Here is a 14,157-nt window from a genome sequence, read left to right as displayed (position 1 = left end):
CATCGACGAGGAGGCCGCCCACAGCGTCATCGGCGACGTGCCAGCCGAGTCCGTGATGGAGACGTTCCACCTCAACGTCTACTACGGGGGCTTCCACGCCGTCCACGACATCAACCTGACCTTCGGCAAGAACGAGATCACGGCGCTGATCGGCCCCTCCGGCTGCGGCAAGTCGACCGTGCTGCGCTGCCTCAACCGCATGAACGACCTGGTGCCGGGCGCGCGCGTCGAGGGCGAGATCAGCTACCACGGCCAGAACATCTACGCGAAGGGCGTCGACCCCATCGCGGTCCGCCAGCACATCGGCATGGTGTTCCAGAAGCCGAACCCGTTCCCGAAGTCGATCTACGACAACATCGCCTACGGCCCGCGGGTCATCGGCATGAAGGTCGACAACATGGACGACCTGGTCGAGGAGGCGCTCCGCGGCGCCGCGCTGTGGGACGAGGTCAAGGACAAGCTCAAGCAGTCGGCCTACGGACTCTCCGGTGGCCAGCAGCAGCGGCTCTGCATCGCCCGGACCATCGCGACCAAGCCGGACGTGATCCTCATGGACGAGCCGTGCTCGGCGCTCGACCCGATCGCCACGTCCAAGGTCGAGGACCTCATGCTGCAGCTGCGCGACGACTACACGATCATCGTCGTCACCCACAACATGCAGCAGGCGGCCCGCGTCTCGGACCGAACCGCGTTCTTCACCGCCAAGCCCGACGAGACCACGGGCAACCGCACCGGCCTCCTGGTGGAGTTCGACCGCACGAAGCGGCTGTTCTCCAACCCGGCCGACCAGCGCACCGAGGACTACATCTCGGGTCGCTTCGGCTGATCCGCGGATGGGCGCCCGCACCTACCTGCACCGCTGGGCCGAGACGGCGGGCGCACAGCTGCTCGTGGTCGACCCCGGCCGGGACGAGGCCGGCCTCACGGACGGGATGGCCGGCCGCGGCGTGCACGTCACCTGGGTCTCGTCCACCGTCGACGGGCTCGTCGAGTTCGGGCGGCTGGACCCGCACACCGTGGTGGTGTCGCCGGATGCGCCCGGCCTGCCCGCAGCCGACTTCGTCACCGCGATCCGCCGGCACGGTTCGCCGTACGTCGTCGCGGCGCTCGAGCACGACAACGCGGCGGACGTCGGGGTGCTGATGCTCGCCGGCGCGAGCGCCGTGGTGGCGCGTCCCTACTCCACCGACCACCTGTGGGAGCTGCTCAGCCACTCGCCGCGGTCACTCCGGGAGCACGCCCACGTGGTCGTCGGCCCGATCGAGCTCGACGCGGCGTCGTACCGCGTGCTCATCGACGGCGAGCGGATCGCGGACCTGCCGCTGAAGGAGTTCGAGCTGCTGCGAGCTCTCCTGCTGCGCGCGCCCGGTGTGGTCACCGACGACGAGCTCCGCGAGGCGCTGTGGGGCTCCGACGGCCTGCGGCCCAGCGGCAACACCATCGCCATGCACGTCACCCGGCTGCGCCACCGGCTCGGCGGAACCGCCGACGTGCGCCGCATCCGTGGCCGCGGCTACTCACTGACCGTGGAGCCGTCGACCGGTCAGTGACGGACTCCCGGAAAGCGGCGTCGCACCGGCGCCGCCAGGTCTACCTTCTGATCACGAGGAGGTGGTCGTGGTGGCCGAGCACCGGCGGTGGGTCGAGCTGCGGGTGCACGGTGTCTCCGGGACCCCGCCGGGATCGATGCTCGACCGCCCCCACGTGGAGCAGGTCGGGGGCGACGACGAGTCCCGCTTCTTCCGCTCGGTGGATGCGGCCGGAAAGGAGCTTCCCGGCAAGGAGGGGCAGGTGCTCGAGGCCTACCACTGGGGCCGGCTGACGTCCGGCAGCCGCGTGAACGCGCTGTGGCTGATCCTGCTGCCGTTCGGCATGGTCAACGCGGCGCACTACATGCTCCCGGCGCCGGCCAGGAATCCGTGGCGGCTGGGTCTGCACGCGACCTGCGACGCGTTGATGCGGTTGATCGGGCTGCTCGTGACCTCGATGTACGCCTTCGCTGCCGGGCTGATCCTCATCGACCTCATCGGCTGGCGCTGGGCCGCGCGCAGCGACCTGCTGACCATGCTGGACGCCCGGTGGGTGCTGCTCCCTGCGGTCCTGCTGAGCGCCGGTGTCGTCGTGCTGCTGGCCTACCTCGGCCGCGGCTACGGCCGGACCCGGGTCGCGCGCTGGCGGGCCGACGAGGAAGAAGGGGAGTCGGCCCGGCAACGTGCGGCTCAGGGACCTGCGGACGTCGGCGTGTCGACGCCGCTCGCGAACGACGAGTTCTACTCCGGCGACTCCCGCACTCCTGAGCTGAAGGACCTCCACATCGCCGCCGGCCTCCTGGTGATCGCGGCCATGGCGGTCTGGGTCGTCGAGCCCGACGCCTGGACCGCTGCCGGGACGGACGCCTCGGCCGCGACCTGGCTGGACGGCCCCAACACGCTGGTGGCTGCGGTCATCGGCTGGGGAGTGGTCGCGCTCGTCGTCCTGCTCTTCGGCGACCCCGAGGGCGGGACGCGCACGTGGTCCAGCGCGGGCCAGACCTGGATCGGCCGGAGCTGGAGCGGGGCGACCCGGCTGGTGGCGCCGCTGCTCCTGGTCGTCAGCAGCGCGATACTCGCCCTGGCAGCAGTGGCGGTCCTGCGGGCGACCGGCATCTCCCGCGCGGGGCAGGAACGTCCGACGTCGTTCGACCTGGTCGCCAACTACCTGTTGCTGATCGGCGTGGCCGCGCTGGTCGCACTGCTCGTGGCCAACCTGCTCCTGGTGATCCCCGGCGGGTTCGCCCGTCGGCCCCGCTCCGAGCCCGAGCGCTACTTCGCGCCGTACGCCGGGGGCCTGGCGGCAGCCACGGTGACCTTGATGGGGACCTTCATCGGCGTGGCGTTCGCGGCCGCGCTCACCACCGGCGTCTCGTCGTTGCTCCAGCTCGCCGAGCCTGCCGCGGACGCCGCCGCGACCGGTGGCGGGGAGGTCACGGTCGGGACGACGCCCATGCTCGACCGGGTCGCCTACGCGTGGGGCCTCAACGCGGTGGTCCTGGTCGCCCTCGTGGTCGGGGTGTGGGCCTGGCGGCTCCGGCGGAACGGCCCGATGAAGCGCCGCGTGGCCGCCGTCTACGGCGACACCCTGTCCCCGCGATGGCTGAAGAAGGTCCACCGTGCGGTTCGGCTCGCGCACATGAAGAACGCGATCGGGTTCTTCTTCGTGACCTTCGCCGTCGTCGGGCTGCTCTTCTCGTTCGTGGTCGCGTGGGAGCTGTCGGGATGCCTCAACGACAGCGCCGAGCCCTGCCTCCAGGCGCCGGGACCGCTCGACTGGCTGAGCGAGCCGAAGTACGTCCTCGGTGACGACGGAACCGCGCAGAAGAACGTCGTCGGCCTGGTCGGCGCCTGGCTCATCCTGGCCGCGGCGGGGGTCCTGCTGCTGCAAGGTCGCAAGGCGGTCCGGGCCGAGGACAAGCGGCGCACCCTGAACGTGATCTGGGACGTGCTGGCCTTCTGGCCGCACGCCGTCCACCCGTTCTCCCCGCGGCCGTACTCGAAGCGCTGCGTGCAGGACCTGTGCGACCGCATCTCGTGGCACCTGCGCGACGACGCCGCACCGCGTCCCGGGCGCGACCTCGTCCTGTGCGGGCACAGCCAGGGGAGCCTCATCAGCTTCGCAGCACTCCTGCGGCTCGAGCCGGAGAAGCGCGACCGGGTCGCCCTGATGACCTTCGGCTCACAGCTGCGGGTGATCTTCCCGCGGGCGTTCCCGGCGTACGTCAACTTCGCCGCGATCCGGCACCTGTACGAGGACCTCGGCGGCGCCTGGGTCAACCTCTACCGGTTGACCGACCCGCTCGCCGGTCCGGTGCTGTCGTGGGGGCACCGGGACGGTTCGTCGTACCACTTCCCGGGGCCGGCGGACGAAGTCGACCGCCTCCACGGCCACCACACGCTGCGCTGCGGCGCGGACTGGCAGCTCGCCGACCCGGTGCCGGCGGACCCACAGCTCCAGGAGGGTGCCGTGGCAGAGATCCTCGGCCACTCGTGGTTCGCCCGGAGCCCTGCGTGGTGCGAGGGTCTGGAGGCCGTCCGCAGCGTGCCGCCGTCCGGCGTCAGAGGCGGGTGATCAGGTGCAGGATCCAGTAGGACACCGCGGCGACCGCAGCGGCCGCGGGGAAGGTGAGCACCCACGCGGTGAGGATGGTCCGCGCGACACCCCAGCGGACGGCTGACAGCCGCTTGGTCGCACCGACGCCCATCACCGCGGAGGTGATGGTGTGGGTCGTCGAGATCGGCGCCTCGTAGACGTAGGCGGTCGTGTAGAGGACCGACGCGGCCACCGACTCGGCCGCGAAGCCCTGCGGCGGGTCCAGGTGGATGATCCGGCGGCCGAGGGTGCGCATGATCCGCCAGCCGCCCGCCCAGGTGCCGAGCGAGATCGCGGCGGCGGCGGAGAAGATGACCCAGAGCGGCAGTTCGCCGCCGGCCTCCTCCGAGGCGACGTAGCCGCCGGTCACCAGCGCCAGGAAGATCACGCCCATCGTCTTCTGCGCGTCCTGCAGACCGTGGCCGAGCGCCATCGCGGCGGCCGAGATGGTCTGGGCGATCCGGAAGCCGCGGTTGGCCCGGTGGGGGCTGGACCTCTTGAAGATCCACAGCACGGCCAGCATGGCCACGAAGCCCGCGGCGAACGCGAAGAACGGAGACAGGAACATCGGGATCACGACCTTCTCGAGGACCGTGCTCCAGGAGACCGTCACGCCGCCGGCGATGGCCGATCCGACCAGGCCGCCGATGAGGGCGTGCGAGGACGAGGACGGCAGGCCGAAGTACCAGGTGATCAGGTTCCACGTGATCGCGCCGAGGAGACCTGCCATCACGATCAGCAGGCCGTGGTTGTTCTGCGGTGGCGAGATCGTGTCGCTGACGGTGTGGGCGACCTTCTGGCCCAGGAACGCGCCGACGAAGTTCATGATCGCGGCGAGCGCGAGCGCGACCCTGGGGGTCAGCGCGCGGGTCGAGACCGAGGTCGCGATGGCGTTCGCCGCGTCGTGGAAGCCGTTCGTGTAGTCGAAGACGAGCGCGACGACGACGACCGCGATGACGATCGCGAGGGTTACGTCCACAGTGGGCGCCTTGTCAGCTTTCCTTGACGGCGATCTGCTCGACGATGTTGGCCACCTTCTCGAAGGCGTCGATGGCGCCCTCGAGGGACTCCTCGACGTCCTTGAGCTTGAGGACGTCGATCGTCTTGTACTCGCCCGAGAAGAGGTTCGCGAGCATCCGACGGTGGAGCTTGTCGCCGGTGTTCTCGAGCCGGTTGATCTCGATCCAGTAGTCCTCGAGCTCCTTCATCGACCGCAGCCGCGGCATCGCGTCCGCCGTGAGCTCGGCGCAGCGCTGGAGGACGCTGACCTGCTCCGACAGCTCGGCAGGAAGGAAGTCGACCTCGTAGAGGAGGATCAGGTCGACCGCCTCGTCCATCATGTCCATGACGTCGTCGAGGCCGGAACCGAGCGAGTAGATGTCCTCCCGGTCGAACGGCGTCACGAAGGTGCTGTTGACCTTGCGGACGATCTCGTGGGTCGTCTCGTCGGCTGCGTGCTCGGCCGCGCGCATGCGCTCGGCGACGTCGGCCTTGTCCGAGGTGTCGGACAGCATTTCGGCCAGCAGCTCGGCTCCGAGAACCAGGTGCTGTGCGGCTTGGGTGAAGAGGTCGTAGAACGAAGTGTCGACAGGACGCAGACGCAGACCCACAAGGACTCCCGTTGAGGCGGAGGCGAACGGCCTCATGCTAGGGGGTGAACGATGCTCGCTGCCAAACCGGTCCCGCCCGATCCGAGGGTGTCGTGAGGCACACCCGGCCGCCCGGGCTGAATCGTTCACCTGCTGTCCACCTGCCGTCCACCTGGACGACGCGTGGGCCGGTGCGTGGACGGCGGCTCAGGCGTGGCGGCGGGTGCGCTGCGCCGCGATCAGCGCCTCCTGGTGGTGCACCGCGCCCCGGTGTCGGGCCCACTCGCCGGCGGGACCGAGCACCCAGGAGTCGGTGTCCTCGGCGAACGCCTGGTCGAGCAGGCTGCTGACCTCGGCCACGCTGTCGGCGGTGGGGAGCCGGACCAGCACCTCGACCCGGCGGTCGAGGTTGCGGTGCATCATGTCCGCCGAGCCGATCCACGCCACCGGTGCGCCGGCACCGGCGAACCAGAAGATCCGGCTGTGCTCGAGGAAACGGCCGAGGACCGACCGGACCGTGATGTTCTCCGAGAGGCCGGGGACACCGGGCCGGAGCGCGCAGATCCCGCGCACCAGGAGCTCGACCGGCACGCCCTCGCGGGAGGCGAGATAGAGGCTGTCGATCAGCTGCTCGTCGACGATGGAGTTGACCTTCATCCGGATCCCGGCCGGCCGGCCGGCGCGGTGGTTCGCGATCTCGGCGTAGATGTGGTCGATGAGACCTGACCGCACGGAGTCGGGGGCGACCAGGAGCTCGCCGTACTTCGCCTTGCGGGACCAGCCGCTGAGGTTGTTGAAGAGGTGGGCGACGTCGTCGCCGATCGCCTCGTTGGTGGTGAGGAGTCCGAGGTCCTCGTACATCCGCGCGGTCTTGCCGTTGTAGTTGCCGGTGCCGATGTGGGTGTAGCGGCGGATGCCGTCCGGCTCGTCGCGCACGACCATCGCGAGCTTGCAGTGGGTCTTGAGCCCCACCAGCCCGTAGACGACGTGGCAGCCGGCCTGCTCGAGCTTGCGGGCCCAGCGGATGTTCGCCTGCTCGTCGAACCGGGCCTTGATCTCGACCAGGGCGAGGACCTGCTTGCCGGCGTCGGCGGCGTCGATGAGCGCGTCGATGATCGGCGATTCGCCCGACGTCCGGTAGACCGTCTGCTTGATCGCCAGCACGTGCGGGTCGGCGGCCGCCTGCTCGATGAACCGCTGCACGGACGTCGCGAACGAGTCGTACGGGTGGTGGAGGAGCACGTCGTGCCGGCGCAGCGCCTTGAACACGTCGACCGGGGCCGCCGACTCGACCTCGGCGAGGAGCGGGTGGGTGCTGGGCAAGAAGGCGGGGTACTTGAGGTCCTCGCGGCCGAGGTCGGCGATGCTGTGCAGGCCGCGGAGGTCGAGCGGCCCGGGCAACCGGACGACCTCGGCCATGCTGATGTCGAGCTCCGAGACCAGCAGCTCGAGGACCGCGCGGGAGATCGACTCCTCGACCTCGAGCCGCACCGGGGGTCCGAACTTGCGGCGCAGGAGCTCCTTCTCGAGGGCGGCCAGCAGGTTCTCGGCGTCGTCCTCCTCGACCTCGACGTCCTCGTTGCGGGTCACCCGGAAGGTGTGGGCCTCGAGCACGTCCATACCGGGGAACAGCCGGGCGAGGTGGGCGCCGATCACGTCCTCGAGAGGGACGAAGCGGTCCTTGCCGAGCGGGACGAACCGGTCGAAGTTCGACGGCACCTTGACCCGGGCGAAGTGCTGCTTGCCGGTCCGCGGGTTGCGTACGACGACGGCGAGGTTCAGCGACAGCCCCGAGATGTAGGGGAAGGGGTGCGCCGGGTCGACGGCCAGCGGCGTCAGCACCGGGAACACGCGCTCCTTGAAGAGCTTCTTGCAGGCGCGCTGCTCGTCGCGGTCGAGGTCGTCCCAGCGCAGCACCTCGATGCCCTCGGCCGTCAACGCGGGGGCCACCTCGTCACGGAAGACCGCCGCGTGCCGGTGGGCGAGCGCGCCGGTCTGTGCCCAGATGGCCTCCAGGATCTCGCGCGGCATCCGGCCCGACGCGGCGCGGACCGCCAGCCCGGTCGCGATCCGGCGCTTGAGGCCGGCGACCCGCACCATGAAGAACTCGTCGAGGTTGCTCGCGAAGATCGCCAGGTAGCGGGCCCGCTCGAGGAGCGGGAGCTCGGGGTCCTCGGCGAGCTCGAGCACCCGCTGGTTGAACCGCAGCCAGGAGAGCTCGCGATCCAGGAACCGGTCGTGGACAGCGCTGATCGCGTGGAGGTCGGCCTCGTCCGGCACGTACGCCGACACGTCGGTGACGGACGCACCCGTCCCGTTCTGCGGTGCGGTGTCGACCGACTCGGGCAGCAGCTCCTGGGACATGCTGTGAGTGTCGCACCGCCGGGTGAACGCAGGGTGATGTCCGCCTGGTGAGTATCGGCCTCCCCGCCCACTAGGGTCGCTGTCCGTGAGCCCGCGAACTGCTGTCGAGCACGGTGCCCTTCGAGCTGCGATGGCTGCGCCGGAGCGACTCCGGCGGCTCCTCGCCGGAGCACCCGTGGTCATCGACGGCCAGACGCTCGCGGGCGACATCCAGGTCCTCCTGCGGTTGCAGGCGATCGCCCGGCCGCGGCAGGAGGACGTGCCGGTCCCGGTGATGCGTGCGCGGATGGTCGGCGAGACGGCCACGGTCGGCGGCCGGCAGCGCATCGGCGAGGTGCGGGACCTGTCGGTCGCCGGCCGGCCCGCCCGGCACTACCTGCCGAGCACACCGGCCCCGGCCGGCCCGGGACCACTGCTCGTCTACTTCCACGGCGGCGGCTGGATCGAGGGCGGGCTCGACACCCACGACGCGCCGTGCCGCCTGCTCGCCGAGCGGTCGGGCGTGCCCGTGCTCGCGCTGACCTACCGGCTCGGGCCCGAGCATCCCTTCCCGGCGGCGCACGACGACGCCGACGAGGGCTTCCGCTGGGTGGTGGACCACGCCGTCGAGCTCGGCGCGGATCCCGGCCGGATCGCGGTCGGCGGCGACTCGGCAGGTGCGAACCTGGCGACCTCGGTGTCGCTGGCGGCGGCGCGGGACGGCGTACCCGTCGCCTGGCAGATGCTCGTCTACCCCTGCACCGATGCGGAGCGGGACACCCGCAGCCTCCACCTGTTCGGGGACGGCTTCTACCTCACCCGTGAGTTCATGGACCGCGCCAACAAGTGCTACCTCCCGCGGCCGGAGGACCTGCGGGACCCGCGGGCGTCGATGATCCACGCCGACATCCCGAGCGGCCTCGCCCCGGCGTACGTCGCCACCGCCGGCTTCGACCCGCTCCGCGACGAGGGGGAGGCCTACGCGCGCAAGCTCGAGGACGCCGGCGTGAAGGTCGAGCTGGAGCGGTTCAGCGACCTGATCCACGGGTTCTTCAACATCGTCGGCGTGGGCAGCACGGCGCGGGCCGCGGTCGAGCGCATCGCGGACCGCCTGCGGGCGGCGGTGGCCTGACCTGCTGGAGAAGGACCCGCGTCAGAGCTCGGGGCGGTACTCGCGCAGCTGACGGGCGAACTCGCGGGCGTCGACCATGCTGGCGTCGACGACGAAGTCGTCCATGCCCTTGCGGTGGAAGTACACGGCCCACGAGGAGTCGCCCGGCTGGCCGACCATGTCGACCTGGGTGCCCGGGTTGCGGACGTCGAAGCGGTACGACGTCTCGCCCTTCCTGATGGAGACGACACCGTGGGTGACGCTGACCTCGACGCTCGGGACGCGGGTCTTGGTCGCGGCGTACGCCAGCACCAGCGTGGCCAGGATCATGGCGAAGCCGAAGGGCGTGAAGAGGTTGCCGTTGACCAGGGCGAGGAGGGCGACCATCCCGGCCACCACGGACGTGGCGGCGAGGATGATCGAGAGCACGCGCGGGTCGCTGCCGTCGCCGGACAGCCCGGAGTCGGCGGATCCCGTCTCGCCGGCGCCGTCGAAGATCGAGATCCGCGCCGCAGCGGCTTCTTCGAGCTCGGCGATCCGTGCGTTCGCCTGCGCCAGCGCGGCCTCCAGTTCGGTGACCTGCTGCTCGGCACGAGCGCAGCGCTCGGCCAGGGCATCGCGCGCTGCCTGCGCCTGCTCCATCTCCGCGTCTCCTAGAGGTTCGGTCGCCATTGACGTAGGGCCTCGACGAACGTGCGGGGGTCGACGGACTTGCTGTCGATCTCGACCGGCGCCATGCTCCGGCGGAGGATCAGGATCTTCCAGCCGCGCTGCCCGGGGGTGCCGACCTGCTCGAGCTGCGTGCTCGGGCTGGTCAGGTCGAAGCGGCTGCTGAAGTCGCCGATGACGACCTTGAGGACGCCGTGGTCGTCGAGGTGCACGGTGCGGGTGTTGCCGATGGCCCGGAGGGCGTACATCAGCAGGATGAACGAGGCGGCACTCAGCGACGCGTTCAACGGGATGTCGTCGCGAAGCGTGCCGTCCAGCGCGAACTTCCCGACGACGGCCGCGCAGGCGAGCGCCGCGGCGATCGCCACCAGCGGCATGATGCCGCTGCCGCGCTTCGAGTGGTACGGCGTGTGCTTGCCGGCCGCGACCGGCTCGGGCTCCGGCTTCGGCTCCGGCTCCGGCTCGGGCTCCTCCTCGACCAGATCCTCGGCGAGGTCGTCCTGGTCGGCCTCGGGCTCCTCGACCAGGTCCTCGGCCGCTTCGACCTCGTCCTCCACCAGGTCCTCGTCGACCAGGTCCTCGCCCGCTTTGTCCTCGTCCTCGTCCTCGACCAGGTCCTCGGCCTCAACCAGGTCCTCGTCCTCGACCAGGTCCTCGTCCTCGACCAGGTCCTCGGCCGCCACGTCGTGTGCGACGAGCTCGTCCTCGTCGGCCGCCAAGTCCTCGTCGAAGTCGAAGACCTCGCCCTCTTCCTCCTCCTCGACCGTGACGAGCGGCTCGGCGTAGACCGGGCTGGTCAGCGGGTCGTGGTCCTCGTGCAGGGCCACGACCTCGTCGGCCGGCTCGGGCTCAGGGGGCTCGGTCGTCTCCGGGAACGGACGTGCGCCGGTCCACGAGCCGGCCCACCGGTCGAGGAGCGACTCACCGTCGGCGACCGGCTCCGCGGAGGCCGCCTCGTCCGGGGTCTCGTCGGCGGTCGTCTCCGCCAGGGTCTCGTCAGCCCCCTCCGGCTCGGCCCGGCGCGCACCGTCCGGCGTCGCGGCAGGCGCCGTGAGGGCGGTCCAGCGGTCGAGGAGGCTCTCGACGTCCATGCCGCCGGTCGCTGTCGGTGCGTCGACCTCGTCCTCTGCCTGCACCTCCGGCTCCGGCTCCGGCTCGGGCACGACGAGAGCCTCGGGCTCCACCTCGGCCGCCGCGAGCGCCGCAGCGGCGGAAGCGGCGGCGGCACGCTCCTCGGCCTCGCGCCGGGCTTCGGCTGCGGCACGCTCCTCGAACTCGCGCCGCGCCTCGGCGGCGGCCTGCATCTCCTCCTCGGCGCGGGCGTGGGCCGCAGCGGTCTCGGCCTCGAGGGAGACGGCGCGGGCGCGCGCCTGCTCGATCTCGTGCGCGAGCGCGGCTGCGCGGGTCTCGGCCTCGGCCCGCGCCTGGGCCTGCTCGGCGGCGAGCTGCTCGGCGGCGACCCGTGCCTGGGCGTGCTCGAGGGCCTGCTGCTCGGCACGCAGCAGGTCTGCCTGGACGTTCGCGATCGCGGTCTGCTGCGCGACCAGGGACCGCTCGAGCTCGGAGAGGGCCTCACTCGCGCGGTTCTCGGCGTCGGCCCGGGCGCGGTTGGCCTCGGTCGCGATGCGTTCGGCCTCGAGGAGCGCCTCGGTCGCGGCCGTCTTCTCGTCGGCGAGCGCGGCTGCGGACTGGTGGGCGGCCGCGGCCGCGGCCTGGGCCTCGCGGGCGAGCTCGACCTGCTCGCGGGCGGCCTCCTCGGCGAGCCGGCGGGCCTCGTGGGCATCGGCCGCGGCCCGCGCCTGCTGGGCGGCGGACTCGTCGGCGGCGAGCCGGGCCTCGACCTGCTCCTCCGCCCGGGCGGCCGCCGCCTGGGCCCGCATCTCGGCGGCCTCGGCGGTCTCGAGCGCGATCCGGGCCAGCTCGGCCTGCTCCTGAGCGGCGATCTCGGCGGCCTCGCGCGCCTGGTGGGCCTCCGCGGCCAGGCGCGCGTGGTCCGCCGCGGCCGCCTCGGCGATCGCGCGCTGCTCGACGGCCTCCTGGGCTCGTGCGCCGTGCTGGGCGGCGCTGGCGGCTGCCTCCTCGGCGGCCTGGCGCGCCCGCTCCTGGGCGGCCTCGGCCGCCAGGAAGGCCTGCTCGGCGAGCGCCGCCTGCTGGCGGGCCGACTCCTCGGCCGCAGCCCGCGCTGTCGCGATCTCGGCCGAGCTGCGCTCGGTCGCCTCGCGCTCCTCGAGCATCCGGCGCGCGAACTCGGCGTGCTCGGCGGCTGCCGCGGCCGCCGCCTCGGCCACTGCCCGGGCGCGGTCCTCGGCGGCTGCGCGTTCCTCGTGGGCACGGCGGGCGAACACGGCGAACTCCTCGGCCGCCGTCTCGGCCTCCTGCCGGGCGGTGGCCGCCTCGGCGGCGAGCGCCGCCTGCTGGCGGGCGAACTCTTCCGCCTCGACCCGCTCGGCGTGTGCGGCAGCGGCACGCGCTGCCTGCTCCTCGGCGTGGCGCTCGGCCTCCTCGCGTCGCGCGAACTCGGCGTCGGCGAGCTCCGCCCGCTCGCGGGCCGCGGCCTCCGCGGCCTCGCGGGCGATCGCCTCCTGCCGCGCGACCTCCTCGGCCTCCGCCCGGGCGCGACTGGCCTGCGCCGCGAGGTCGGCCTGCTCCTCCGCGAGCCGGTCGGCCTCCTCGCGAGCCCGTGCGGCCCGCTCGGCTGCTTCCTCCGCCGCGATCCGCTCGGCCGCCTGCTCGGCGGCGGCCATCTCGGCGTCGCGTCGCAGCTGGGCAGCGAGGGCGGCGACCGCCTCGGTGTGCGCGGCGTCGACCGGCGGCGCCTCCGCGCCGTCGTCGTCCGGCGTCTCGGCACGGGGGACCACGACGTCACCGCGCCGCCGAGGCCACAGCTTGCGATGCGGGGGCTCGCCGGGCAGCGGCTCGGCGAACCCGATGTCGAGCGCGTCGGCGATGACCTTCCGGGCGGCGTCGATGTCGGGCTCGGACGCCGGCTCCACGTCGGACGGGGTGCTCTCGGCGTGCTGCGACACGACGGCGGCGGACCAGTCGACGTCGGCATCGCCCTCGGGCGCGAACTCGGCGTACTCCCGCGGCTCCTCGCGGCCGCGGCTCGCCACGCGGGCCGCGATGTCGCCGGTCAGCCCTTCCGGCTCCTCGTCGGGCTCGTTGTGCTCATCGGGCTTGTAGGCCCCGTCCACCTCGTCGGTCTCGTCAGCCGTGGGAGCCTTGTCGTCCGGGGACGAGTCCTCGTCCTCGTCGTGCTCGACCGCCGCGCTGCGCCGGATGAAGGCCTCGACGTCCTCGGGGTCGAGCTCGGCGACCTCCGGTGCGTCCTCGTCGCGTCGGCGCCAGGGCAGGCCACGACGACCGCGTCCGCGGCGCGGCTCATCGAGCCCGCTGCCGTCCGGCGCAGGCTCGTCGTCGGTGACCGAGCTCATAGGGATCGATGCTATCCGGACGAAGGGGTTTCAGGTGCCGGTTGCGACCCATGGGACGGGCGCCGGTACTGCACGTGCGTGTCCGGGGCCGCATGGGTGAATCCGAGGCCCGAGTAGAGCGCGAGCGCCGGCCGGTTGTCGGACTCGACGTAGAGATGGACCTCGGCCACACCGCGGCTCGCGAGGTGGTGGAGCCCGGCGATGGTCAGCATCCGCCCGATGCCGCGGCCGTGTGCCGCGGGCGCGACGCCGATCACGTAGACCTCGCCGTGGTCCCGGTCGTGCCGCTTCGTCCAGTGGAAGCCGAGGAGCTCACCCTCGGGACCGACCGCGAGCAGCAGGCCGGCCGGGTCGAACCACGGCTCGGCCATCCGCTCGGCGAGGTCGGCCCGCGACATGGATCCCTGCTCGGGGTGCGCGGCGAAGGCGGCCGCGTTGACGGCGAGCAGCGCGTCCGCGTCGGCCGCGCCGTAGTCGCGGATCGTCACGCCGGGCGGGGTCTCCGCCGACGGCAGGGGTACGACGGACGCCCGCCGCATCACCCACAGCTCTCGCGTGCGGGCAAACCCCAGGCGCGCGGCGAGCACCCGGGCCGCCGGGTGGTCGCCGTGCGACCACGCCGTCAGCTCGCCGGGCTCGGCCGCCGCCAGGCCGGCCAGCCGGCTGCCCGTGCCGCGACCGCGGGCCTCCGGTGCCACCGCGAGGTCGAGCGCCGTCCCGTGCCGGAGCGCGAAGCCGTCGGTCTCCACCCAGGCCGCGGTGTCCGCGAGCCCGTGGTTCTTGAGCCGCAGGTGCACAGCCTCGTCGACCGGGTCGTGCCCGTCGACGGACCTGCAGGCGCGTCGTACGTCCTCGATCGCGGCGAGCTGGTCCGGGGGAGTCATCC

The 14,157-nt window shown here is 72.4% G+C and carries 10 protein-coding genes; 4 read left to right on the top strand and 6 right to left on the bottom strand.

Annotated features, from left to right (window positions below; all coding sequences use genetic code 11):
- Window positions 1-55 precede the first annotated feature (55 nt).
- From pstB to F0U47_RS08560, 3 genes are all read left to right on the top strand, one after another.
- Window positions 56-826: a phosphate ABC transporter ATP-binding protein PstB gene (gene pstB, locus F0U47_RS08570; protein ID WP_149750550.1), complete on the top strand. Its 771-nt coding sequence runs from the start codon at window positions 56-58 to the stop codon at window positions 824-826.
- 7 nt (window positions 827-833) lie between these two features.
- Window positions 834-1,550 (top strand): response regulator transcription factor, encoded by a 717-nt coding sequence (locus F0U47_RS08565; RefSeq protein WP_149749873.1) that lies wholly within the window; start codon window positions 834-836, stop codon window positions 1,548-1,550.
- Between the two features lie 67 nt (window positions 1,551-1,617).
- Entirely contained in the window at window positions 1,618-4,104 is a 2,487-nt protein-coding gene (locus F0U47_RS08560; protein WP_149749872.1) for a hypothetical protein, read from the top strand.
- Here the strand turns inward: F0U47_RS08560 and F0U47_RS08555 are convergent.
- From F0U47_RS08555 to F0U47_RS08545, 3 genes are all read right to left on the bottom strand, one after another.
- Window positions 4,091-5,104 carry an inorganic phosphate transporter gene (locus F0U47_RS08555; protein ID WP_149749871.1) on the bottom strand — a complete coding sequence of 338 codons (1,014 nt, stop codon included), beginning with the start codon at window positions 5,102-5,104 and terminating at the stop codon, window positions 4,091-4,093. The two genes, F0U47_RS08560 and F0U47_RS08555, sit on opposite strands and share 14 nt — an antisense overlap.
- A gap of 13 nt (window positions 5,105-5,117) precedes the next feature.
- Window positions 5,118-5,735 (bottom strand): DUF47 domain-containing protein, encoded by a 618-nt coding sequence (locus F0U47_RS08550; RefSeq protein ID WP_149749870.1) that lies wholly within the window; start codon window positions 5,733-5,735, stop codon window positions 5,118-5,120.
- A gap of 186 nt (window positions 5,736-5,921) precedes the next feature.
- A complete protein-coding gene (locus F0U47_RS08545; protein ID WP_149749869.1) occupies window positions 5,922-8,078 on the bottom strand; it encodes an RNA degradosome polyphosphate kinase in 2,157 nt (718 codons plus the stop codon).
- Window positions 8,079-8,163: 85 nt separating this feature from the next.
- On the opposite strand from F0U47_RS08545, the gene F0U47_RS08540 reads away from it, so the two are divergent.
- Entirely contained in the window at window positions 8,164-9,189 is a 1,026-nt protein-coding gene (locus tag F0U47_RS08540; protein WP_246159529.1) for an alpha/beta hydrolase, read from the top strand.
- 21 nt (window positions 9,190-9,210) lie between these two features.
- Here F0U47_RS08540 and F0U47_RS08535 read toward each other — a convergent pair whose 3' ends face one another.
- Genes F0U47_RS08535 through mshD form a run of 3 tightly spaced genes read right to left on the bottom strand, consistent with a single transcriptional unit; the run spans window position 9,211 to window position 14,155 of the window.
- Window positions 9,211-9,810, bottom strand: a complete 600-nt coding sequence (locus F0U47_RS08535) for a hypothetical protein (protein ID WP_149749868.1) — start codon at window positions 9,808-9,810, stop codon at window positions 9,211-9,213.
- 11 nt (window positions 9,811-9,821) lie between these two features.
- Window positions 9,822-13,271, bottom strand: coding sequence for a hypothetical protein (locus tag F0U47_RS21070; RefSeq protein ID WP_188111231.1), 3,450 nt, complete (start codon window positions 13,269-13,271; stop codon window positions 9,822-9,824).
- Between the two features lie 11 nt (window positions 13,272-13,282).
- Complete coding sequence (mshD, locus tag F0U47_RS08530; protein ID WP_149749867.1) at window positions 13,283-14,155, bottom strand: mycothiol synthase; 873 nt, start codon at window positions 14,153-14,155, stop codon at window positions 13,283-13,285.
- Window positions 14,156-14,157: the final 2 nt, after the last annotated feature.

The sequence above is a fragment of the Nocardioides antri genome, from assembly GCF_008373765.1.
Taxonomy (GTDB): Bacteria; Actinomycetota; Actinomycetes; order Propionibacteriales; family Nocardioidaceae; genus Nocardioides; species Nocardioides antri.
The sequence above is the reverse complement of the archived record's forward strand: the minus strand, read 5'-3'. Positions and strand labels throughout refer to the sequence as shown.